This window comes from Bradyrhizobium sp. (genome assembly GCF_050014615.1).
GTDB lineage: Bacteria > Pseudomonadota > Alphaproteobacteria > Rhizobiales > Xanthobacteraceae > Bradyrhizobium.
Map to the genome: position 1 here is coordinate 1 of NZ_JBEKCZ010000065.1, position 21,952 is coordinate 21,952.

General features: G+C 63.3%; 16 protein-coding genes. 10 read left to right on the forward strand and 6 right to left on the reverse strand.

Going from position 1 to position 21,952, the window contains the following annotated elements:
- The 4 genes from ABR948_RS12815 to modA all read left to right on the forward strand — a co-directional run.
- Positions 1-1,043: M3 family metallopeptidase (locus tag ABR948_RS12815; protein WP_428118034.1), on the forward strand; the 1,043-nt coding region annotated here is incomplete at its 5' end.
- Positions 1,044-1,061: 18 nt separating this feature from the next.
- A complete protein-coding gene (locus ABR948_RS12820) occupies positions 1,062-1,709 on the forward strand; it encodes a DUF1007 family protein (RefSeq protein WP_428118037.1) in 648 nt (215 codons plus the stop codon).
- Positions 1,710-1,936: 227 nt separating this feature from the next.
- Positions 1,937-3,421: an MmgE/PrpD family protein gene (locus ABR948_RS12825; RefSeq protein WP_428118039.1), complete on the forward strand. Its 1,485-nt coding sequence runs from the start codon at positions 1,937-1,939 to the stop codon at positions 3,419-3,421.
- 50 nt (positions 3,422-3,471) lie between these two features.
- On the forward strand, positions 3,472-4,263 hold the full coding sequence (gene modA / locus ABR948_RS12830; protein ID WP_428118042.1) for a molybdate ABC transporter substrate-binding protein: 792 nt from the start codon (positions 3,472-3,474) through the stop codon (positions 4,261-4,263).
- Positions 4,264-4,318: 55 nt separating this feature from the next.
- On the opposite strand, the gene ABR948_RS12835 is transcribed toward modA, so the two are convergent.
- Both ABR948_RS12835 and ABR948_RS12840 read right to left on the reverse strand, forming a co-directional pair.
- A complete protein-coding gene (locus tag ABR948_RS12835; RefSeq protein WP_428118045.1) occupies positions 4,319-6,214 on the reverse strand; it encodes a putative bifunctional diguanylate cyclase/phosphodiesterase in 1,896 nt (631 codons plus the stop codon).
- 464 nt (positions 6,215-6,678) lie between these two features.
- Complete coding sequence (locus ABR948_RS12840) at positions 6,679-7,077, reverse strand: MAPEG family protein (protein ID WP_428118048.1); 399 nt, start codon at positions 7,075-7,077, stop codon at positions 6,679-6,681.
- A 126-nt stretch (positions 7,078-7,203) separates the two neighbouring features.
- Between ABR948_RS12840 and hemH the strand changes: the two genes are divergently transcribed.
- From hemH to ABR948_RS12855, 3 genes are all read left to right on the forward strand, one after another.
- Entirely contained in the window at positions 7,204-8,241 is a 1,038-nt protein-coding gene (gene hemH / locus ABR948_RS12845; RefSeq protein WP_428118051.1) for a ferrochelatase, read from the forward strand.
- 295 nt (positions 8,242-8,536) lie between these two features.
- Positions 8,537-9,538, forward strand: a complete 1,002-nt coding sequence (locus ABR948_RS12850; RefSeq protein ID WP_428118053.1) for an SPFH domain-containing protein — start codon at positions 8,537-8,539, stop codon at positions 9,536-9,538.
- Between the two features lie 30 nt (positions 9,539-9,568).
- A complete protein-coding gene (locus ABR948_RS12855; protein ID WP_428118056.1) occupies positions 9,569-10,015 on the forward strand; it encodes an NfeD family protein in 447 nt (148 codons plus the stop codon).
- A gap of 19 nt (positions 10,016-10,034) precedes the next feature.
- On the opposite strand, the gene ABR948_RS12860 is transcribed toward ABR948_RS12855, so the two are convergent.
- Positions 10,035-10,376: a winged helix-turn-helix transcriptional regulator gene (locus ABR948_RS12860; protein ID WP_428118058.1), complete on the reverse strand. Its 342-nt coding sequence runs from the start codon at positions 10,374-10,376 to the stop codon at positions 10,035-10,037.
- Between the two features lie 187 nt (positions 10,377-10,563).
- Here ABR948_RS12860 and ABR948_RS12865 point away from each other — a divergent pair, with 187 nt between their 5' ends.
- Positions 10,564-11,106 (forward strand): carboxymuconolactone decarboxylase family protein, encoded by a 543-nt coding sequence (locus tag ABR948_RS12865; RefSeq protein ID WP_428118061.1) that lies wholly within the window; start codon positions 10,564-10,566, stop codon positions 11,104-11,106.
- Positions 11,107-11,217: 111 nt separating this feature from the next.
- Here the strand turns inward: ABR948_RS12865 and ABR948_RS12870 are convergent, their stop codons facing one another.
- Positions 11,218-12,234 carry a KpsF/GutQ family sugar-phosphate isomerase gene (locus tag ABR948_RS12870; RefSeq protein ID WP_428118063.1) on the reverse strand — a complete coding sequence of 339 codons (1,017 nt, stop codon included), beginning with the start codon at positions 12,232-12,234 and terminating at the stop codon, positions 11,218-11,220.
- Positions 12,235-12,440: 206 nt separating this feature from the next.
- On the opposite strand from ABR948_RS12870, the gene ABR948_RS12875 reads away from it, so the two are divergent.
- The gene (locus ABR948_RS12875) at positions 12,441-14,174 is read left to right on the forward strand and encodes an outer membrane beta-barrel protein (RefSeq protein ID WP_428118066.1); all 1,734 of its coding nucleotides are present in this window, start codon (positions 12,441-12,443) and stop codon (positions 14,172-14,174) included.
- Between the two features lie 161 nt (positions 14,175-14,335).
- On the opposite strand, the gene ABR948_RS12880 is transcribed toward ABR948_RS12875, so the two are convergent.
- Positions 14,336-15,793: a glutamate synthase subunit beta gene (locus ABR948_RS12880; protein ID WP_428118069.1), complete on the reverse strand. Its 1,458-nt coding sequence runs from the start codon at positions 15,791-15,793 to the stop codon at positions 14,336-14,338.
- A gap of 128 nt (positions 15,794-15,921) precedes the next feature.
- Positions 15,922-20,685, reverse strand: coding sequence for a glutamate synthase large subunit (gene gltB, locus ABR948_RS12885; protein WP_428118071.1), 4,764 nt, complete (start codon positions 20,683-20,685; stop codon positions 15,922-15,924).
- Between the two features lie 457 nt (positions 20,686-21,142).
- Here gltB and ABR948_RS12890 point away from each other — a divergent pair, with 457 nt between their 5' ends.
- Entirely contained in the window at positions 21,143-21,859 is a 717-nt protein-coding gene (locus tag ABR948_RS12890; RefSeq protein ID WP_428118074.1) for a hypothetical protein, read from the forward strand.
- Positions 21,860-21,952: the final 93 nt, after the last annotated feature.

Consider the following 21,952-nt stretch of genomic DNA (forward strand, 5'->3'; position numbering starts at 1 on the left):
ACGCCGAAAAGCTGCGGCAGATCAGGGCCAATTTCGACGATGCCGCGATCAAGCCCTATCTCTCGCTCGACCACATGATCGATGCCGCTTTCGACTGCGCGACCCGCTTGTTCGGCGTCAGCTTCACCGAACGCAAGGATATTCCGGTCTGGCATCCGGACGTGCGGGTCTGGGAGGTCAGGGATCGTGCGGGCCGGCACAAGGCGCTTTTTTACGGCGACTACTTCGCCCGGCCCTCGAAGCGCTCCGGCGCCTGGATGACCTCGCTGCGCGACCAGCAGAAGCTCGACGGCGACATCGCTCCTCTGGTGATCAATGTCTGCAATTTCTCCAAGGGCGCCGACGGCGAGCCTTCGCTGCTGTCGCCGGACGACGCTCGTACCCTGTTCCATGAATTCGGCCATGGCCTGCACGGGATGCTGTCGGACGTGACCTATCCCTCGCTGTCGGGCACATCCGTGTTCACCGATTTTGTCGAACTGCCCTCGCAGCTGTACGAGCACTGGCAGGAGCAGCCGCAGGTGCTGCGGCAATTCGCCAGGCATTACCAGACCGGCGAACCGCTGCCGGACGATCTGTTGAAGCGCTTCATCGCCGCGCGCAAATTCAACCAGGGCTTTGCCACCGTGGAATTCGTCGCCTCGGCGCTGATCGATCTCGAATTCCACACCCAGCCGGCTGCCGCCAGCCGGGATGTGCGGGCGTTCGAGCGGGCCGAGCTGGAAAAAATCGGGATGCCGGCGGAAATCTCGCTGCGGCACCGGCCGCAGCAATTCGGCCATATTTTTTCCGGCGATCATTATGCGTCGGGCTATTACAGCTACATGTGGTCCGAGGTGATGGATGCCGACGCGTTCGGCGCCTTCGAGGAGGCCGGCAATATCTTCGATCCCGCGGTCGCCAGGCGCCTGCATGACGACATCTATGCGTCGGGCGGCTCGCGCGATCCGGAAGACGCCTATGTCGCGTTCCGCGGCCGCGAGCCGGAGCCCGATGCGCTGCTGCGCCGCCGTGGCCTGCTCGAAACCCCCGAAGCGGCCTGACGTGAGGGGCGGCCTGACGTGAACCCGGCGATCCGCCTGCTATGGGGCTTGCTGCTGCTGGCCGGCGCGCTGGCGCTCGGCACGGGGACAGCGCAGGCGCATCCGCATGTCTGGATCACAGCGACCAGCGAGCTGATCTATGCCTCCGATGGCTCGATCACAGGCGTGCGGCACGCCTGGACCTTCGACGACATGTTCTCGACCTATGCGCTGCAGGGCCTGGAGACCAAGACCAAGGGCGTCTACAGCCACGAAGAACTGGCGCCGCTGGCGCAGACCAATGTCGAATCGCTGAAGGAATTCGGCTTCTTCACCTTTGCCAAGGCCGACGGCAGGAAGCAGAAGTTCGAGGAGCCGGTCGACTATTTCCTTGAGTACAAGGACACCAGGCTGACGCTGCATTTCACGCTGCCGCTCAAGATGCCGGTGAAAGCCAGGGAGCTGGTGCTGGAGGTATTCGATCCCGAATTCTTCATCGACTTCACCTTCGCCGACCAGGATCCGGTCCGGCTGGTCGGCGCCCCCGGCGCCTGCCAGATGAAATTCCAGCGGCCGAACGACGGCTCAGCCAATGCGAAGATGCTCGGCGAGCAGAATTTCACCAGCGGCGACAATTCGAACTATGGTGCGATGTTCGCCAACAAGATCATGGTGGAGTGTCCGTGAAGCTTCATCAGCGGACATCGCAAGGATGGAGATTCCGAAACTTGCCAAGTCCGCATATCGGAGCAGTGACGGCAGTCGTTCCGTGAAATCCGTGGCCCCAGCAGCAGACGCCGCACCTGACTTCGCGGTAAACTGGCAAGCCATCTATTGCCGTTCGAAATTGGCCCAAAGGCAAAACCTGCCCAAGGCAAGGTGAAAAACACCTGCCTGATATCCGAGGAGACGCCATGAAGCTCCCGCGTCGGGGTTTTCTGCATCTGGCCGCGGGCGCTGCCGCATTGCCGGCGGTTTCGCGGATCGCGCGCGCGCAGAGCCATCCGGCCCCGCCGCCGTCGCAGTCGCCCGTCCGCCCGCTTGCGGAAAGGCTCGCCGCCTATGCCGACGGCCTGCACTATGACGATATCGACGCCGCGACGGTCGAACGCGTCAAGACCCACGTGATCGATACCATCGGATGCGGCATCGGCGCCTTCGACGAGAAGCCGGTCGGCATTTGCCGCGACGTCGCGCTTGGCGCCGGCGGCAACGCCACCATTATCGGCACCGACCGGCGCACGACACCCGACCTTGCCGCCTTCGCCAACGGTGCCGCGTTCCGCTATTTCGACTTCAACGACACCTATGTCGGTCGCTTCTCGGTTCATCCCAGCGACCATATTGCGGCATGTCTGGCGGTGGCGGAGGCCGAGCGGGCCAGCGCCAGGGAGCTGATTACCGCCGTTATCATCGCCTATGAGGTGAACTGCCGGCTGGTCGACGCCCTCGACATCACGACGCGCGGCTGGGATCCGCCGGTCATGAGTCTTCCGGCCGTGGCGCTCGCGGCGGGAAAGCTGATGAAACTCAAGCCCGCGCAACTGACGCAGGCGGTCAATATCGCGGTCAACGACCATATCCCGATGGCCCAGACCCGGGTGCAGACGCTGTCGGACTGGAAGGGCTTCGCCGACGCCGAAGCCGCGCGCAATGCGGTATTCGCGGCCCGTCTGGCGCGCGGCGGCCTGACCGGCCCGGCTCCGATTTTCGAAGGACAATCCGGCTTCTTCAAGCAGGTGTCCGGCCCGGGGGACGTCGACCCCGATACATTCGGCCGGCGCGATATCCCGTTCCTGATCCATCGCTGCGCCATCAAACCCTATCCCGCTGTGATCTACACCCAGACCGCCATCGTGGCCGCGATCGAGGTGGCCAGGGAAGTGGGATTGCTCGATCGCATTGCCGCGATCGAGATCGCAACCACACAGCGCGGCTATCAACGCACCGGCAGCGAGGCTGAAAAATGGTCGCCCAAAACCAGGGAGACCGCCGACCACAGCCTGCCCTACATCACGGCGCGCGCGATGTTCGACGGTGACATCACCAATGACAGCTTCGCGCCGGAACTGTTTGGTGATCCACGCATCCTGGCCTTCATGCAGAAGATCAAAGTCAGCGAGGACCCCAATCTCACCGCGCGGGTCGGAGCCGCGCCCACCCGCGTGACGGCGATCCTCGCCGACGGGCAGCGGATTTCGCGCGAGGTGGATTATGCCCCGGGTTTCGCCGAACGGCCGATGAACCGATCCGAGGTGGAACGGAAATTTCGCGGCAATGTGGGCCAGCGCTGGCCACGGGAGCGGACCGATGCCATCCTGCAGGCGCTGTGGGGGCTCGATCAGACCGACGATCTGTCGCTCCTGCTCGGCCGGCTTTCGATGCAGACAAAACCGTGAACCGCCGCGCTGGTGGCACCACATCCAATCTGGAATGGCAGGAGACCCGCATGAGCTATCTCAGGATCGCGTTCGCTGCGGTTGCTTTGTTGGCAGCGATGCGCACCTGCGGCACCGCGGATGCCGCCGACATCAGGGTGCTGTCATCGGGCTCCTTGAAAGCGGCGCTATCCCAACTCCTTCCAGATTTTCAAAAATCATCCGGCAACACGGCCATGATTGAATATGGCCCGGCGGGCGCCATTGCCGGCCGGATTGCGAAGGGCGATGCCGCGGATGTGGTCATCGTATCCAGATCGCAGCTGCAAAAGCTTGCAAGTAACGGCAAGGTCGTCGCGGGGAGCTTCGTCAACATCGCCGGAATCGCGCTCGGCGTAGCCGTGCGCAAGGGAGCGCCCAAACCGGATATCAGCGATGTCGAGGCGTTCAAACGAGCTTTGCTTGCCGCCCGGTCGATCGGGTACCGCGATCCGGTAACCGGTTCAACGTCCGGCATTTACACCGCGAGCCTGCTGGAACGGCTCGGCCTGGCCGAGGATCTGAAGCCGAAGCTCAGACCCGACAGATCCGAGGGCGATGTTCCCGAGAATGTCTTCCTGGGGGTTGCACGGGGTGAAATCGAAATGCAGATCGGCCAGATCACCGAAATCATTCTCGCGCCCGGCGTCGATCTGGCGGGTCCGCTGCCCAGCGAGATTCAGAACACCACGGTCATGGCCGCCGGTATCACCGCGACCAGTAGAGAGCCAGACGCCGCCAGGGCATTCATCAGCTTTATATCGTCCGCTCCTGCCGCCGCGGTCCTGAAGGCCAGCGGATTCCTGCCGGCCAATCAGGATTGAGGCTTGTCGGTTGACCCTTGTAACGTGTTTTTAGACAGCACCCGACGCCGGCCCATCAGGCCGATCGCAGCATCGAGCTTTGCGCAGGGAACAAGGCTCGTAACTTCTCGGGCGACATCGGACGGGCCAGGAGAAAACCTTGTGACAGGTCGCAGCCGAGTTCCTGTAACAGCTGGTCGTGCTCGGTGGTCTCGACGCCTTCCACAGCCGCCCGTAAGCCGCAGGCCTGGACCAGCGAAATCATGCCGCCGATAAGCTCTCGTCGCTTGTCATGTTGCTGCAGGAAGCTTCGGTCGATCTTGATGACCCTGCAGGACAATTGCTGAAGATAGCTCAAATTGGCATTACCGGATCCAAAGTCGTCGATCCACAATTCCACGCCGAGGGCTTTCAGCCCCAGCAAAGTCACGCGAACGCTGTCGGATCCTTCGAGGCGCAGGCCTTCGGTCAGTTCCAGGACAAGCCGTCGGGGAGGGAGTCCGGTATGATCGAGAATTCGTGCGATGGTCGTGACCAGCGTCGGCTGTTCCAGACTAAGAGGGGAGAGATTGACGCTGACTTGGACGGAGTCGGGCCAGGTTGTTGCTTCTTGGCACGCGCGCGACAGCACCCACTCCGTGAGCGGCCCGATAAAGCCGCTGTCCTCGGCTGCAGGGATAAAGTCGATCGGCGAAACGGGTCCCCGCACCGGATCGTTCCAGCGCAACAGCGCTTCGCAGGCAACCAGCCGTCTCGTCGCTGTTTCGTAGATGGGTTGGTAATTCAGATTGAGATGCCCGGCATGCATGGCCACGCGCAGGTCATTGGCGAGGTTGGCGGCATCCCGCAACATCTGCATTCCGGACGACTCCTGCCGCCGCTTTCGCGACGGCAATGGAAGCAGCGATTCCTGATCGGTCTGATGGGTCAGGTAATGGTCAAAAAGGCGTGGCACCCCAAGACCGGCGCTTTTGGCTGCGTAAAGGGCTTTGTCGGCCAGCGACAGGATGGCTTCAGGCTCGTTGGCATGGGCCGGTGTGCAGGCAATTCCGATGCTGACGCCGACGCTGGCCTCACCAAACCCGTCGAGCAGGTAGTTGCCGCTCAGCGTCATGGTGATGCGTTGTGCGGTGGCGACCGCTTCGGCGGCCGAAACGTCCAGCAGAAGCACGGCAAATTCGTCGCCGCCCAATCGGGCGGCTGTGTCGCCTTTGCGAAGATCGGTCAATATCCGCCTGCCGACTTCCTTCAGCAGCAAATCGCCGGCAGCGTGGCCAAAACGGTCGTTGACGTCCTTGAAACCGTCAAGGTCGAGGCAAAGCAGCGCGCGCGGGCTATCTTCGCGCGCGGTAGCCAGGGCTTCATTGAGCCGTTCGTTGAACAGCAGCCGATTGGGAAGTTCAGTCAGGACATCATGCTGTGCGAGGAACTTGATACGGGACTCCGAGCGGCGTCTTTCCGTGATGTCTTCATAGGTGCAAACCCATCCACCGTCCTCAAGCGGTTGGTGGTAGATCGCAATCAGGCGGCCATCACCTAACTCCTGGAGAAAGGTATCGGGCCGGCGCCGGTCTATCTGCGCCTTCCGCTCGCGATAAAGATCGTCGACCGTGCGACCCGGATAATTGCCGCGGGCGCAACTGTCGGCGAGGATGTCGTAGAAGCGCATTCCCATGCGCAAGGTCGACATCTGCTGATGGTAGATCCGGCAGAACTGTTCGTTGACAAGTTGCAGGCGGTCTTGCGCGTCGTAGAGACAAATGCCCTGGGGCATGGTCGCGATGGCCTGCTCGAAACGCTGGCGAAACGTGCCGGGCGGAGCAAAGCGCCAGGACAGATCGTACCACACGACGGAAGCGAGCCGGGACAGCTTGCGGTGAACCGCATCCAGCTTCCGAATATATTTAATAAATATGGGCGGCATCGGGATGCAAGCCTGCGGGCGCGATTGCTCAATGCTCCATCTGATCATGAAAGGCTTCTGATTTGCTTAAACGTGGTTGGTTGAGGGAATGGGACCCCTCGCGCTGCGAGCGTAAAAACGAGGCAGATCTCGCGATCTGCCGCATTGGAGGCCTTGAGTTGGTTGAATGCTGTTTCTTTCTTAACCCTCAGTACAAGTCCGCTTTACCCCGAGGAACTGCTTGATGGATGATGAGCCCGTGTTTTTCGGGTGCGGTGATTTGGGGTGCGTCGAGCACCCGGCATTTCCCACACCCTCTGTTGGGCGGAAGTTTCATGCACAACCCGGGCGCATTGCGCCGCGGGAGGCGGAGGTGTGTCTGATGCATGCGAACGCGCCATGCCATCGTCGTCCCCGCGAAAGCGGGGACAGGCAGCAGGGGCTACGCGAAAGTCGTTGAATAGCGTCTCTCAAAACAAACGGCACGGCGTATGGGTCGCCGCTTTCGCGGGGACGACATTTTAAAGCCCGTTCTACACCGGCCAGAAGCCACGCAGCATCGGCATGAAGAATATCGCGATATTGATCGCGAAGCCGATGTTCCAGAGGATCGAGCGCAGCCGGGGGCGGTCGCCGAGGTAGGTGAAGACATAGGCGATCCGCACGATCAGAAACAGCACCGCGAGTTCGTTGATCAAATTCTGCGGCGCCGCGCGGAATTCCGCCAGCAACACCGCGGCGGCGAAGAACGGAAAGGCCTCGATGCCATTCTGATGCGCCCCCAGCGCGCGGGCGCGCAGTGGATCGTCATAAAATGCGGGGTCGCGCGGCCTCGAATTATTGTAGCGGCGAAATCCGATCCATTTGATCGGAACGATTGTCAGCAAATAGAGCATCACGGTAGCGAAAACACACCACTCGGCGACTGTCATGGCTTCCCTCGACGCGCGGTCTTTTTGTTGGAGCAGGATCGTTCCAGATCGTGCCCGGATGGGTGACAGTATCGAAACACCCATTATCTTGACAAGGTTGGTCCAACGCGCGAAGCCAGTGACATCATGACAACGGTCGTATCCATCGAAAGCGCAAGGGTTGCAGCCGAGGCGAAACCGCAGCGGGTCGGCGTCCTCCTGGTCAATCTCGGCACTCCCGACACCGCGGATACCAGGGGTGTTCGGGTTTACCTGAAGGAGTTCCTGTCCGATCCCCGGGTGATCGAAAACCAGGGGCTGCTGTGGAAGCTGGCGCTCAACGGCGTCATTCTGCGCACCCGCCCGCGCCGCAAGGCGCGCGACTACCTGAAGATATGGAACACGCAGAACAACGAATCTCCGCTCAAGACCATTACGAGGGCGCAATCCGAGAAGCTTGCCGCGGCGATATCGGATCACGACCACGTCGTGGTGGATTGGGCGATGCGCTACGGCAACCCATCCATCAGGTCAGGGATCGACGCCTTGACGGCGCAGGGCTGCGACCGGCTGCTGGTGGTGCCGCTCTACCCGCAATATTCGGCGGCGACCTCCGCCACCGTGTGCGACGAGGTGTTTCGCGTGCTCGGCGACATGCGCGCGCAGCCGACGCTGCGGGTGACGCCGCCTTATTACGACGATCCCGATTATATCGAGGCGCTGGCGGTCTCGATCAACGCGCATCTGACGAGCCTGCCGTTCCAGCCGGAGCTGATCGTGGCCTCGTTCCACGGCATGCCGCAGAAATACATCGACCAGGGCGATCCCTATCAGGCGCAATGCGTCGCGACCACCGACGCGTTACGCAAGCGCATGGGGCTGGATTCCTCGAAGCTGATGCTGACATTCCAGTCGCGTTTCGGCTTCGACGCCTGGCTGCAGCCCTACACCGACAAGACCATGGAGAAACTGGCGAAGGATGGCGTGCGGCGCGTCGCCGTCGTCACGCCCGGTTTCTCCGCCGATTGCCTGGAGACGCTGGAAGAAATCGCGCAGGAAAACGCCGAGATCTTCAAGCATAATGGCGGCGAGCAATTCGCCTTCATCCCCTGCCTGAACGACAGCGATCCCGGCATGGATGTCATTCGCCAGCTCGTGCTGCGGGAGCTCCAGGGCTGGATATAAGGGCTGGATATGACGGCGACCGCCGACGAGGTGATCGAATAATATTCACCTTCCATCAGGTCGGGCGTTTTCCTCAAGCCGACGAGCCACTTGCCGCGTTGGGACCGCGATCGTCTGGAACCCGGCAAACGAATACATAGCTAGTTGGTGCAAGAACCTGGTGCAGGAATCTGGTGTAAGAACGGCCGGCTGAACCGGCGCTGTGGCTCCGCCGACAAAATGCAAGCGGCCCCCCCTGAAATAGCTTGTGGCGGGGAATTGGTGCGGGCGCCGTCGGTCCCGCCTTGGAGGATTTATGACCGGTTTCGATATTTTCGCGATTGCGCTTGTTCTCCTGGTTATTTTCACGCTGTTTGCCGGCATCAAGACCGTGCCGCAAGGCTATGACTGGACCATCGAGCGGTTCGGAAAATACACCCGCACACTGGCGCCGGGGCTGAACATCATCATCCCCTATTTCGACCGCGTCGGTCGCAAGATGAACATGATGGAGCAGGTGATCAGCATCCCCGAGCAGGAAGTGATCACCAAGGACAACGCCACGGTGACGGTTGACGGCGTCGCCTTCTTTCAGGTGTTCGACGCCGCCAAGGCGAGCTACGAGGTCTCCAATCTCAACCAGGCCATCATCGTGCTGACGATGACCAATATCCGCTCGGTGATGGGCGCGATGGACCTCGACCAGGTGCTGTCGCATCGTGACGAGATCAACGAGCGATTGCTCCGGGTGGTCGATGCCGCGGTCTCGCCCTGGGGATTGAAGGTCAACCGCATCGAGATCAAGGACATCGTGCCGCCGGCCGATCTGGTGGAGGCGATGGGTCGCCAGATGAAGGCCGAGCGCGTCAAGCGCGCCGACATTCTTCAGGCCGAAGGCCAGCGCCAATCGGAAATCCTGCGCGCCGAAGGCGCCAAGCAGGGCCAGATCCTGCAGGCCGAGGGCCGCCGCGAAGCCGCGTTCCGCGATGCCGAGGCGCGCGAACGTTCCGCGGAAGCCGAGGCCAAGGCGACACAGATGGTCTCTGAAGCCATAGCAAAAGGCGACGTCGCTGCGCTGAACTACTTCATCGCCGACAAATATATCAAGGCGTTCGGGCAATTGGCTGAGTCACCGAACCAGAAGATCATCATGCTGCCGATCGAGGCGGTCAGCATTCTGGGATCGCTGGCCGGCATCGGCGAGATCGCCAAGGCCACCTTCGGCGAGAGCGCGATATCGGCGCAGGCCGCCGCGCGCCGCGCCTCGGTACCGAGCGCCGGCGCCAGCGTCGTTCCGCCGGTACCGCCGCCGGGCTAGAACTTGCTGCGGGATTAGGGGAACCATACCATGAGCGAGATGTTTTCCACGCTGGGCACCTGGAACTGGCTGATCTTCGGGATCATCCTGATGGCGCTGGAGCTGCTGGCGCCCGGCGTCTTCCTGTTCTGGCTCGGGCTCGCGGCCCTGCTGGTCGGGCTGTTGTCGTTTGCGTTCGATCCTTCGTGGCAGTTGCAGATCTTGATGTTCGCGATTTTCGCCGCCGCCGCGGTGCCGCTGTGGCGGCGCGTCGCGCGCACCAATAGCGCGGTCAGCAAGAGCAATCCTTTTTTGAACAAGCGCGCGGATGCGCTGGTCGGCCGGGTGTTTACGCTGGAAAAGCCGATCATCGACGGCGCAGGCACGGTGCGGATCGACGATACGATATGGCGCGTTGCCGGTCCCGACACGCCGGCCGGCAACCGGGTCAGGATCGTGCAGGCCGATGGCGCGAGCCTGACGGTGGCGGCGGCCTGAGTCCGGATTGGGTTGGCGCTCAGCCGGGTTTGCGCGTGCGCCATCGCTCGGCAAAGCGATAAAGCGGCAGGAAGTTTTCCTGCAATTCCCGGCCTTGGGCCGTGAGGCGATAGCCGTCGCCGGGAATGAGTTCGACCAGGTCGGCCTGCCGCAGATCCGACAAGCGGGCCTGCAGCACCGTCGGCGAGGCTTCATCGCAGGCGGTGCGCAGGGCGCGCGAGGTCAGCGATCCCTCGCGAAGTTCCCACAATATCCGCAGGCTCCAGCGCCGCCCGAGCAGGTCGAGCAGTGCCATGATCGGCCGGCCCGTGCGTGAGCCGCGCACCGCGCGCTTGGCCGGGGGTTTGGTCGGTTTCGACATCGGATTTCCCATATCTCGCGTCTCGTCGTTCATCTTCTTGTTTGAGCATGATCTCCGCGCAAACGCCTCTGGCGTTTGTCGCGAGGGAAAACCGGTTCCCACTTTTCCGGATCATGCTCTGGTATCTTGCGGTATGCTACAGATAATGTAGCATGTCGCTACGTTTATTGTAGCACAGGAGCAGGCCATGTCGCGAATTGCCGGACTTGAACCGCCTTATGCACCGGAGATTCAGGCGCAGTTCGACCGCATCATGCGCGGCGCCCCGCCGCTGATGCTGTTTCGGGTGGTCGCTTCCAACGCGCGGGCCTGGGAGAAATTCCGCGCCGGCAGCCTGCTGGACCGCGGCCCGCTCAGCCTGCGGGAACGCGAAATCGTCATCGACCGTACCTGCGCGCGGACCGGATGCGAATACGAATGGGGCGTGCATGTCGCCGCCTTCGCCGAAGCCGCGCATCTGACCGCCGAGCAGGTCCGCGCCACGGTGCTGGAGGGTGCTGCCGCGCCCTGCTGGTCGCCAGGCGAGCAGGCGCTGATCGCGGCCGTCGATGCGCTGCATGTCAGGGCTACGCTCAGCGACGACGAATTCAAGGCGCTGTCGGCGCATTACGACGATGCGAAGATTTTCGAGATCATCCTGCTGTGTGGTTTCTATCGCACCGTGTCGTATCTGGCGAACGGGCTGGATTTGCCGCTGGAGGAGAAGGCGGCGCGGTTTCCGGTGGCTTAGCCGTCATTCCGGGATGGTCCGAAGGACCAGACCTCAGATGCGCAATTGCGCATCGGGGAATCTCGAGATTCCGGGCTCGATGCTTCGCATCGCCCCGGAATGACGACAAGACTACACCACGCCCGCGCGCAATATGTCGTGCAGATGGATGATGCCGACCGGCTTGCCGGCTTCGGTCACGATCAGGGCGGTGATCTTCGACGAGTTGAGAATTTCCAGCGCTTCGCTGGCGAGCAAATCGGGGCTGATCGTCTTCGGCTGTTTGGTCATGACGTCATCGACCAATGCCGTCATCAAATCTGGCCGCAGCATGTGGCGGCGCAAATCGCCGTCGGTGACGATGCCGGTGATCCGCCCGCTGCTATCGACGATGCCGACACAGCCGAAGCCTTTCGAGGACATCTCGACCAGCGCGTCGGACATTCTGGTTCCCTGCGGCTTCAGCGGCACGGTATCGCCGGTATGCATCAGGTCGCGGGTATATTTCAGCATGGCGCCGAGCTTGCCGCCCGGATGCAGCACGCTGAAATCGACCGAGGTAAAGCCGCGGCCCTCCAGCAGCGCGATCGCCAGCGCGTCGCCCAGTGCCAGCAGCATCAGCGAGGAGGTGGTGGGCGCGAGGTTATGCGGGCAGGCCTCGCGGGCCTTCGGCAGCGTCAGCGCGACATCCGCCGCCTTGCTCAGGGTGGACTCGCCGTCCGCGGTCATCGCGATCAGCGCAATCCGAAAGCGCTTGGCATAGGTGATGAGGGTCTTCATCTCCGGCTGCTCGCCCGACCATGACAGCGCCAGGATGACGTCGTCGGCGGTGATCATGCCGAGATCGCCATGGCCGGCTTCCGCGGCGTGGACGAAGAACGCCGGCGTGCCGGTGGAGGCGAAGGTCGCCGCGACCTTGCGGCCGATATGGCCGGATTTGCCCAACCCAGTCACGATCAACCGCCCCTTGGCGTTGCGGACGAGTTCGACGGCGGCGGCGAACGACGTGCCGAGATCGGCTCGAAGCGCGGCCGAGATCGCGGCGACGCCGCCGGCCTCGGCATCCAGCGTACGCAAGGCCGACTGGACGGCTTCGTTCGCGTGATCGGTCACGGATGATTTTGCCATCAGCGGTTTCGACTTGGCCATATCTGCTTCCAGGGAGGTGGGCGTCGTTGGTTGCCCGGACCCCTCCTTAGCATGGCCAAACCGGGGAGGCGACGCGGGGGCCGGTTCTCAACGGCTCATTAACCATAATTGTTTTAACTCCGTTAACGACGTTTTCCGGGCGGCCTGTTCGCTGGCCTGGAACCCATTCGCCAAGCGTATGAATTCGTTGGGGTATTTCCATCGTGATGTCGGGTCCAGCCACGGGCCGCCGCAAGCGCGCAGTGACGTTGCGCGCGCTATTGGCATGCCTGGCGCTGGTCGCGCTTAATAAGTCTCCGGCGGTGGCCCAAACGGTGACGCCAGACCTGTTCCGGCCGGTCCGCGACGGCTTCCTGGCACCGCAGGATTCGCCGCTGCGCAAGGTCAACGACAAGACCGGCGGCAACGCCGCCGATCCGACCGATCCCGCCAACGACGCACAACTCAACGACAAGGACACGCCCGCGCCGTCGCGGATCGGCAGGATTCCGACCTACGGTCTTCCCGCCGCCAGTGGTGCTGCGGATTCCGGCTTCGACTCGCTCAACCGCACGCGCAAGAAGCCGAAATTCTATCCGGGCCAGGCCAAGCCGAAGCCGCCGGCAGGGCCCGGCAGTCCGGCGGTGACGGCGGCGCCTGCGAATCCGAACGGCCGGGTGCGGCTGTCGATTCCGCCCTCCGAGACCGCCAACAAGACGCCGCTGCCGCCTTCGATGGCCGGCACGGTGGTCGGCCAGCCGCCGCGCAAGCGCCTCAAGATCGACGACGACCCGTTCGGCGCGGTCGGCGATTATGTCGGCAGCTTCCTGGTCAAATCGGCGGTCGAATTGCGCGGCGGCTATGAAACCAATCCCGGCCGCCTGCCGCAGCCGGTGGGCGCGCCGTTCTGGGCGGTGGCGCCGGAATTTCTCGCGGTCTCCGATTGGGAACGCCACGCGCTGGTCGCCGACCTCAGGGGATCGTTCACCGGTTACGGCAACAGCCTGCCGCCCACCATCGATGGCGCGATTTCGCCGGCGCCGACCAATGTCAGCCGGCCGGATTTCACCGGGCATGTCGATGGCCGTCTCGACGTCACCGAAGACACCCGCATCACCTCGGAGGTTCGCCTGCGTGTGGCCACCGACAATCCCGGCAGCCCGAACATCCAGGCCGGTCTGGCCAGCTATCCGGTCTATACGACGCTCGGCGGCACGTTCGGCATCGACCAGAATTTCAACCGCCTGCAGCTCTCGGCCGGGGGCACCGTTGATCGCACCGTCTACCAGGACTCCACGCTGACCGACGGCACCACCTCGACCAATGACGATCGCAACTTCAACCAGTATGGCGGCGTCGGCCGGGTCAGCTACGAACTGACGCCGGGGGTGAAGCCGTTCGCCGAAATCGAGGGCGATACCCGCGTGCATGATCTGCAGTTCGACCGCTCCGGCTATCAACGCAATTCCGACGGCGGCTATGCCAAGGCCGGCACCTCGTTCGAATTCTCGCGGCTATTGACCGGTGAAATCTCGGTCGGCTTCGCCGAGCGCAGTTATGTCGATCCCCGCCTCGACCGGCTGCAGGGCCTGCTCACCGCGGCCTCGCTGACCTGGACCGCGACGCCGCTGACCACGGCGAAATTCTATTCCACCACCTCGATCGACGAGACCATCGTGCCCGGCGTCTCCGGCGTGCTGACGCATCTCTACACCGTCGAGGTCGATCACGATTTCCGCCGCTGGCTCACCGCGATCGGAAAATTCACCTACGGAACGCTCGACTACCAGGGCGACGGCCGCAATGACAAAACCTATTCGATCGAGGGCGACCTGATCTACAAACTGACCCGCAATTTCTGGATCAAGGGCACGCTGCGCCGCGATATTCTCGATTCCAACTTCGTCGGCTCGAGCTCGGCCTCGACGGTGGTGATGCTTGGGGTGAGGCTACAGAATTGAGGGCGCCGTTGCTCGCTAAGGCGTCATACCCCGCGAATGCGGGGTATCCAGTACGCTGCGGCTTGGCGGCCTATCACTGGTAGCGCTGGAATACTGGATCACCCGCTTTCGCGGGTGATGACGGCGGTGAGTGTTGCGATGCTTGCCGACTTATACGAGATCTACCGCGGCAAACTCGTCGTCCCCATCAGGAACTGATCGATCGCCCGCGCGCAGAGCCGGCCTTCGCGGATCGCCCACACCACCAGCGATTGGCCGCGGCGCATGTCGCCGGCGGAGAACACGTTCGGGCGCGAGGTCTGATAGTCCGCGGTGTTGGCTTTCACATTGCCGCGGGGGTCGAGATCGACGCCGAGGGTTTTCAGCAGGCCCTCATGCACCGGATGCACGAAGCCCATCGCCAGCAACACCAGCTGGGCATCGAGGTCGAATTCGCTGCCCGCGATCGGCTTGAACTTTTCGTCGACCTGCACGCAATGCAGTTTTTGCACCTGGCCGTCGACGCCGGAGAATTTCTGGGTCAGCACCGCGAATTCGCGGCGCGCGCCCTCGGCCTGGCTCGACGAAGTGCGCATCTTCAGCGGCCAGTTCGGCCAGGTCAGTCCCTTGTTCTCATGCTCGGGCGGTGCCGGCATGATTTCGAGCTGCGTCACCGATAACGCGCCCTGCCGGAACGACGTGCCGATACAGTCCGACCCGGTATCGCCGCCGCCGATCACGACCACATGCTTGCCGCCGGCGAGAATGTCCTTGACGCCGCCGAGCGGCTCCTCGGAGACGCGGCGGTTTTGCTGCGGCAGGAAATCCATCGCGAAGTGAATGCCCTGGAGATCGCGGCCGGGAATCAACAGGTCGCGCGCGGCCTCCGCGCCGCCGGTCAGTGCCAGCGCGTCATAGTCGTTGAGCATCACCCGCGGATCGAGCGCGCCCGGCGCGGTGCCGCCGACCGGCGAGCCGTAATGGAACGTCACGCCCTCGGCTTCCATCTGCGCCACGCGGCGGTCGATGATGTGCTTCTCCATCTTGAAATCGGGAATGCCGTAGCGCAGCAGGCCGCCGGCCTTGGCGTATTTCTCGAACAGGTGCACGTCGTGGCCGGCGCGCGCGAGCTGCTGCGCGCAGGCCAGGCCCGCCGGGCCGGAACCGACGATCGCGACCTTCTTGCCGGTCTTGGTCGCGGCGATTTCCGGCTTGAGCCAGCCATTGTCCCAGGCGCGGTCGACGATGGCGCATTCGATGGTCTTGATGGTGACGGGGTTGTCGTCGATGTTGAGCGTGCAGGACGCCTCGCACGGCGCCGGGCAGATGCGGCCGGTGAATTCCGGGAAATTGTTGGTCGAGTGCAGGTTGCGCGAGGCTTCTTCCCAGTTGCCGCCATACACCAGATCGTTGAAATCCGGAATCTGGTTGTTGACCGGGCAGCCCGGCGTGCCCGGCGCCACCGAGCCGGTGCCGTGGCAATAGGGAATGCCGCAATTCATGCAGCGCGCAGCCTGGTCGCGGGTGTCCTTTTCGCTTAAGGGGATGACGAACTCACGATAGTCCTTCACGCGCTCCGTGGCCGGCGCGTATTTGCGATCGTGCCGGTCGATTTCCAGAAAACCTGTTACCTTGCCCATTAAAACCAGTGCCCCTGAATTCTAATCTGGTTCATTCCGGGATGCGCCGCAGGCGCAGACCCGGAATCTCGGATGTCATTTTGCGGGATTCCGGGTTCGCGCTGCGCGCGCCCCGGAATGACGCGTGTTCAAGCCCCGATCGCGATTTTCGGTTCGGCGTCGGCATTCGCCTTCATTTCCTTCAGCGCGCGGCGGTACTCCACCGGCATCACCTTGCGGAATTTCGGCAAATAAGTCTTCCAGTCCGCGAGAATATCGGCGGCGCGCTTGGAGCCCGCCAGTTTGGCGTGGCGGGTGATCAAAATGTGCAGCCGCTCGACGTCGGATTCGAGCAGGTTCTCGAACACATCGACCCGTCCGTGGGCTTCGAGATCGCCCGACTGATGGTAGGTGTTCTCGTTGATCATCTCTTCCGACAACACCGGTTCGAGCTCGACCATCGCCATGTTGCAGAGTTTGCCGAAGTCGCCGGCCTCGTCCAGCACATAGGCGACGCCGCCGGACATGCCCGCCGCGAAGTTGCGTCCGGTCTTGCCGAGCACCACCACGATGCCGCCGGTCATGTATTCGCAGCAATGATCGCCGGCGCCCTCGACCACGGCGACCGCGCCGGAATTGCGCACCGCGAAGCGCTCGCCGGCGATGCCACGGAAATAGCATTCACCCTCGATCGCGCCATACATCACGGTGTTGCCGACGATGATGGATTCTTCCGGCACGATGCCGGAATTGCGCGGCGGCTTGACGATGATGCGGCCGCCGGACAGGCCCTTGCCGACATAGTCGTTGCCTTCGCCTTCGAGTTCGAAGGTGACCCCGCGCGTCAGCCACGCGCCGAACGCCTGGCCCGCGGTGCCCTTGAAGCTGACCTGGATGGTGTTGTGCGGCAGGCCGGCGTGGCCATAGATCTTCGCGATCGTGCCGCCCAGCATCGCGCCGGCGCTGCGGTCGGTGTTGTTGATCTCCATCTCGATCTTGACCGGCGCGCCGCGGTCGATCGCCGGTTGCGCCTTCTCGATCAGCGTGCGGTCGAGCACGGCCTCCAGATGATGGTCCTGGGCCTGGGCGTGATAGATTTTCTGGCCGGGCAGTTCCTTCTGGCGCACGAACAGCTTCGAGAAGTCGAGCCCCTTGGCCTTCCAGTGCGCCACCAAAGTGGACTGGTCGAGCATCTGGGTCTGGCCCACCATCTCGTTGAAGCTGCGATAGCCGAGCGCGGCCATGATCTCGCGGACTTCCTCGGCGACGAAGAAGAAATAATTGATGACGTGCTCGGGCTGGCCGGTGAAACGCTTGCGCAGCACCGGATCCTGGGTCGCGACGCCGACCGGGCAGGTGTTGAGATGGCATTTGCGCATCATGATGCAGCCGGCCGCGATCAAAGGCGCGGTGGCGAAGCCGAATTCGTCGGCGCCCAAAAGTGCGCCGATCACGACGTCGCGTCCGGTGCGGAAACCGCCATCGACCTGGACCACGATGCGGCTGCGCAGCCGCTCGCGCACCAGCGTCTGGTGGGTTTCGGCGAGGCCGATTTCCCACGGGCTGCCGGCATGCTTGATCGAGGTCAGCGGCGAGGCGCCGGTGCCGCCCTCAAAGCCGGCAATGGTGACATGGTCGGCGCGCGCCTTGGCGACACCGGCGGCGACGGTGCCGACGCCGATTTCGGACACCAGCTTGACCGATACCAGACCGTCCGGATTGACGTTCTTGAGATCGTAGATCAGCTGCGCCAGATCCTCGATCGAATAGATGTCGTGATGCGGCGGCGGCGAGATCAATCCTACGCCCGGCGTCGAATGCCGCACCCGCGCGATCACGGCGTCGACCTTGTGGCCGGGCAACTGGCCGCCTTCGCCGGGCTTGGCGCCCTGCGCCATCTTGATCTGCATCATGTCGGCGTTGACGAGGTATTCGGTGGTCACGCCGAAGCGCCCCGACGCCACCTGCTTGATCGCCGAGCGCATCGAATCGCCGTTCGGCAGCGGCTTGAAGCGATCGCTTTCCTCGCCGCCTTCGCCGGTGTTGGATCGGCCGCCGATCCGGTTCATCGCGATCGCGAGCGTGGTGTGGGCCTCGCGCGAGATCGAACCGAACGACATCGCGCCGGTGGCGAAGCGCCTGACGATGTCCTTGGCCGGCTCGACCTGGTCGAGCGGCACCGGCTTGCGCTTCTCGTCTTCGGCGCTCTTGATCCGGAACAGGCCGCGCAGGGTCAACAGCCGCTCGGACTGCTCGTTGAGGATTTTCGCGAACGCCTTGTAGCGATCGAGCGAATTGCCGCGCACCGCGTGCTGCAGGGTCGAGACCGATTCGGCGGTCCAGGCGTGGTCCTCGCCGCGGGTGCGATAGGCATATTCGCCGCCGACATCGAGCGCGGTCTTGTAGACCAGGGAATCCCCGAACGCGTCGGCGTGGCGCCGCGCGGTTTCCTCGGCGATTTCGGCCAGCCCGACGCCTTCGACGCGGGTGTGGGTGCCGACGAAATACTTCGAGACGAAATCGGCCTTCAGCCCGACGGCGTCGAAAATCTGCGCGCCGCAATAGGACTGATAGGTCGAGATGCCCATCTTCGACATCACCTTCAACAGGCCCTTGCCGATCGACTTGATGTAGCGCTTGACGATTTCATAATCTTCCAGCGCCGCCGGCAGCCGGTCTTTCATCGCGATGATGGTCTCGAACGCCAGATAGGGATTGATCGCCTCGGCGCCGTAGCCGGCGAGGCAGGCGAAATGATGCACCTCGCGCGGCTCGCCGGATTCGACGACCAGCCCGACCGAGGTGCGCAACCCGGTGCGGATCAGATGGTGATGCACGGCGGCGCAGGCCAGCAGCGAGGGGATCGGAATCCGGTCCGAGCCCGCCATGCGGTCCGACAGGATCACGATGTTGATGCCTTCGCGGACCGCGGCTTCGGCGCGCGCGCATAATTCGTCGAGCACCTGCTCGAGGCCCGCGGCCCCGAGGCCGGCATGGAAGGTGGTGTCGAGCGTGCGCGACTTGAAATGGGTGTCGGCGATCTCCGAAATCGACCGGATCTTTTCCAGATCGGCGTCGGTCAGGATCGGCTGGCGCACTTCGAGACGCTTGTTGCCGGCGACGCCCTGCAGGTCGAACAGGTTCGGCCGCGGTCCGATGATGGAGACGAGGCTCATCACCAGCTCTTCGCGGATCGGGTCGATCGGCGGGTTGGTGACCTGCGCGAAATTCTGCTTGAAATAGGTGAACAGCGGCTTCGGCTTGTCCGACAGTGCCGAGATCGGCGTGTCGTTGCCCATCGAGCCGTTGGCCTCTTCGCCGGTCGACGCCATCGGCGTCATCAGGATGGTGATGTCTTCCTGGCTGTAGCCGAAGGTCTGCTGCCGGTCGAGCAGCGGCAGGTTCGAGCGCATGCCCTTGGTCGGCGCATCCGGCAACTCTTCCAGCACGATCTGGGTGCGGTCGAGCCATTCGCGATAGGGATGCATACGTGCCAGCGACGCCTTGATCTCGTCGTCGGGAATGAGCCGGCCCTGTTCGAGGTCGACCAGCAGCATCTTGCCAGGCTGCAGCCGCCATTTGGTGACGATCTCGTCCTCTGGGATTTTCAGCACGCCCATTTCGGACGCCATCACGATGCGGTCGTCTGATGTCACGAGATAGCGCGCCGGCCGCAGCCCGTTGCGGTCGAGCGTGGCGCCGATCTGGCGGCCGTCGGTGAAGGCGATCGCGGCGGGGCCGTCCCACGGCTCCATGATCGCGGCATGATATTCATAGAACGAGCGGCGCTGCTCATCCATCAGGGGATTGCCGGCCCAGGCTTCCGGAATCATCATCATGACGGCGTGCGGCAGCGAGTAGCCGCCCTGCACCAGGAATTCGAGGCCGTTGTCGAAACAGGCGGTGTCGGACTGGCCTTCATAGGAGATCGGCCACAGCCGGCTGATGTCCTTGCCGTACAGTTCCGAATGCACCGAGGCCTGCCGCGCCGCCATCCAGTTGACGTTGCCGCGCAGCGTGTTGATCTCGCCATTATGCGCGACCATGCGATAGGGATGCGCCAGCGACCAGGCCGGGAAGGTGTTGGTCGAGAAACGCTGATGCACCAGCGCCAGCGCGCTCTCGAAATCGGGCTCGTGCAGGTCGGGATAGTAGCTGCCGAGCTGGTCGGCGAGGAACATGCCCTTGTAGACGATGGTGCGGCACGACAACGACGCCGGATAATAGCCGGCGAGACCGCGGTCGCGGCGCTGATAGATCGCCTGCGAAATCGACTTGCGCAGGATATAGAGCCGGCGTTCGAAATCGTCGGCGTCCTTGATATGGGCACCGCGGCCGATGAACACCTGCATGTTGGCGGGCTCGGTCGGCTTGACGGTTTCGCCCAGCGATGAATTGTCGACCGGCACATCGCGCCAGCCCAGCAGCGTCAGCTGCTCGGCCTTGATCTGGTCGGTGATGATGCTCTGGATGACTTTGCGCCACGCCTTTTCCCTCGGCATGAACAATGCGCCGACCGCGTAGTCGCCGGGCTGTGGCAGCGTGAAGCCGAGTTCTTTGGTCTTGCGCGCGAAGAAAGCATGCGGAATCTGCACCAGGATGCCGGCGCCGTCGCCGGCGCGCGGATCGGCGCCGACCGCGCCGCGATGTTCGAGATTGCACAGGATGCTGATCGCGTCGGAGACGATCTGATGCGACTTCTTGCCCTTGATATTGGCGATGAAGCCGACGCCGCAGGAATCTTTCTCAAGGCTGGGATCGTACAGACCTTCAGCGGGCGGGCGCCAGGTGTGCTCGCGCATCGGCTCTACGTGCGGCGTCTCAGCGTGCAGAGGCTCGGCCGGTTTGGAAGCCGGGGCCGCCGACAGCGCATCTGCCACGATGTTTTCGCGCTCGAACTCCGACCCGCTCATCTCAGTCCTCTCAATAAGGCTAAGGGCCTCACCGTCGTCGGCGCACCTTGGGCGTTTGCGGCACCCACCGGGCCACCGCTCGTCCTCCGCGAGCCGAAATTTCTTAAATTCAGGCCCGGGCGTTCAGCGTGTCCCGAACGGCCGTGCCCTTAATCTCTTGGCATCTCGACGCCAATTTCGCGTTGCAATCCCTGTGCCGGGTTTGCGACCGCAAATTGAGACAGCGCTGCTGTCCTAACCACGACCATGCCAAATTTTTTTCTATCACACAAGCGCGTGAAAGTCGCTGGTTCCCCGGCATATAGCCGCCGGGATCATGGCGGTCGCCTCGCCCCGGATTTGAAGCAAACGCGCCGCGATCCGGCCCAAGGACCGCCGGATTCAGCAACCAGGTTTCAGCTGGGACAAAAGAGCGCAAACGCTCTGGGGTGTCGGGGCATGACAGGAGCGAAGGGTGATGAAGCTGTTCACAGGATGGGTCCTATCCGCCGGGTTGGTTCTGGTGGCCGCGACCGCGCATGCGCAAGGGGTGGCGCCCGGCGGAACCGCCAGCTCGCCGTATATGGCGGTCTCCGACGTTGATGGGCCCTATGCGGCGATGCCGCCGGAAGCCCCGGCGCCGGGCTACGGCTACGGCCCGACCTTGCTGCCGCCGCGCGAGGTCTACACGGTGGTCCGCGAGAACGGGTTTTCGCCGCTTGGCGTGCCGCAGCAGCGTGGATTGTTTTACGTGATTGCCGTGATCGATCGCGGCGGCGATGACGGCCGGCTGGTGATCGACGCCCGCAATGGGCGGATTATCCGCTTCATGCCGGCGTACCGGGTGGGCAACAATTCCAATGAGGGCGTTCCGTTGAACTACGGACCAAGCGGCCCGCTGCCGCCGATGAGCAATTTGAGAGAGGTGCCGCGGCCACCGGCCTCGGTGCCAAAACTGGCGAGCCGCACGCCGTCGGTGCCGATGCCGAAAGCGTCACCGCCCCGCGTCGACGATGTGAAGCCGCTGGCCGCCAAGCCCGCTCCGGAACCGGTGCAGCAGTCGGCCGCGGTGCAGGTGAAGCCGGACGCGCCGGCCGCACCGAAAGCCGCCGCCCCCGCGCCCACCGAGGCGAAGCCCGCCGCGCCGCAGATCCAGCCGACCCAGGAGATGCCGAAGGTGCAGGGACTGGAGTAGCGACGAGAATACTCAACGGGTCGTCCCCGCGCATGCGGGGACCCATACGCCGTGTCCTATCGATAGGATGATGAGGGTAGAGACCTTCAACAA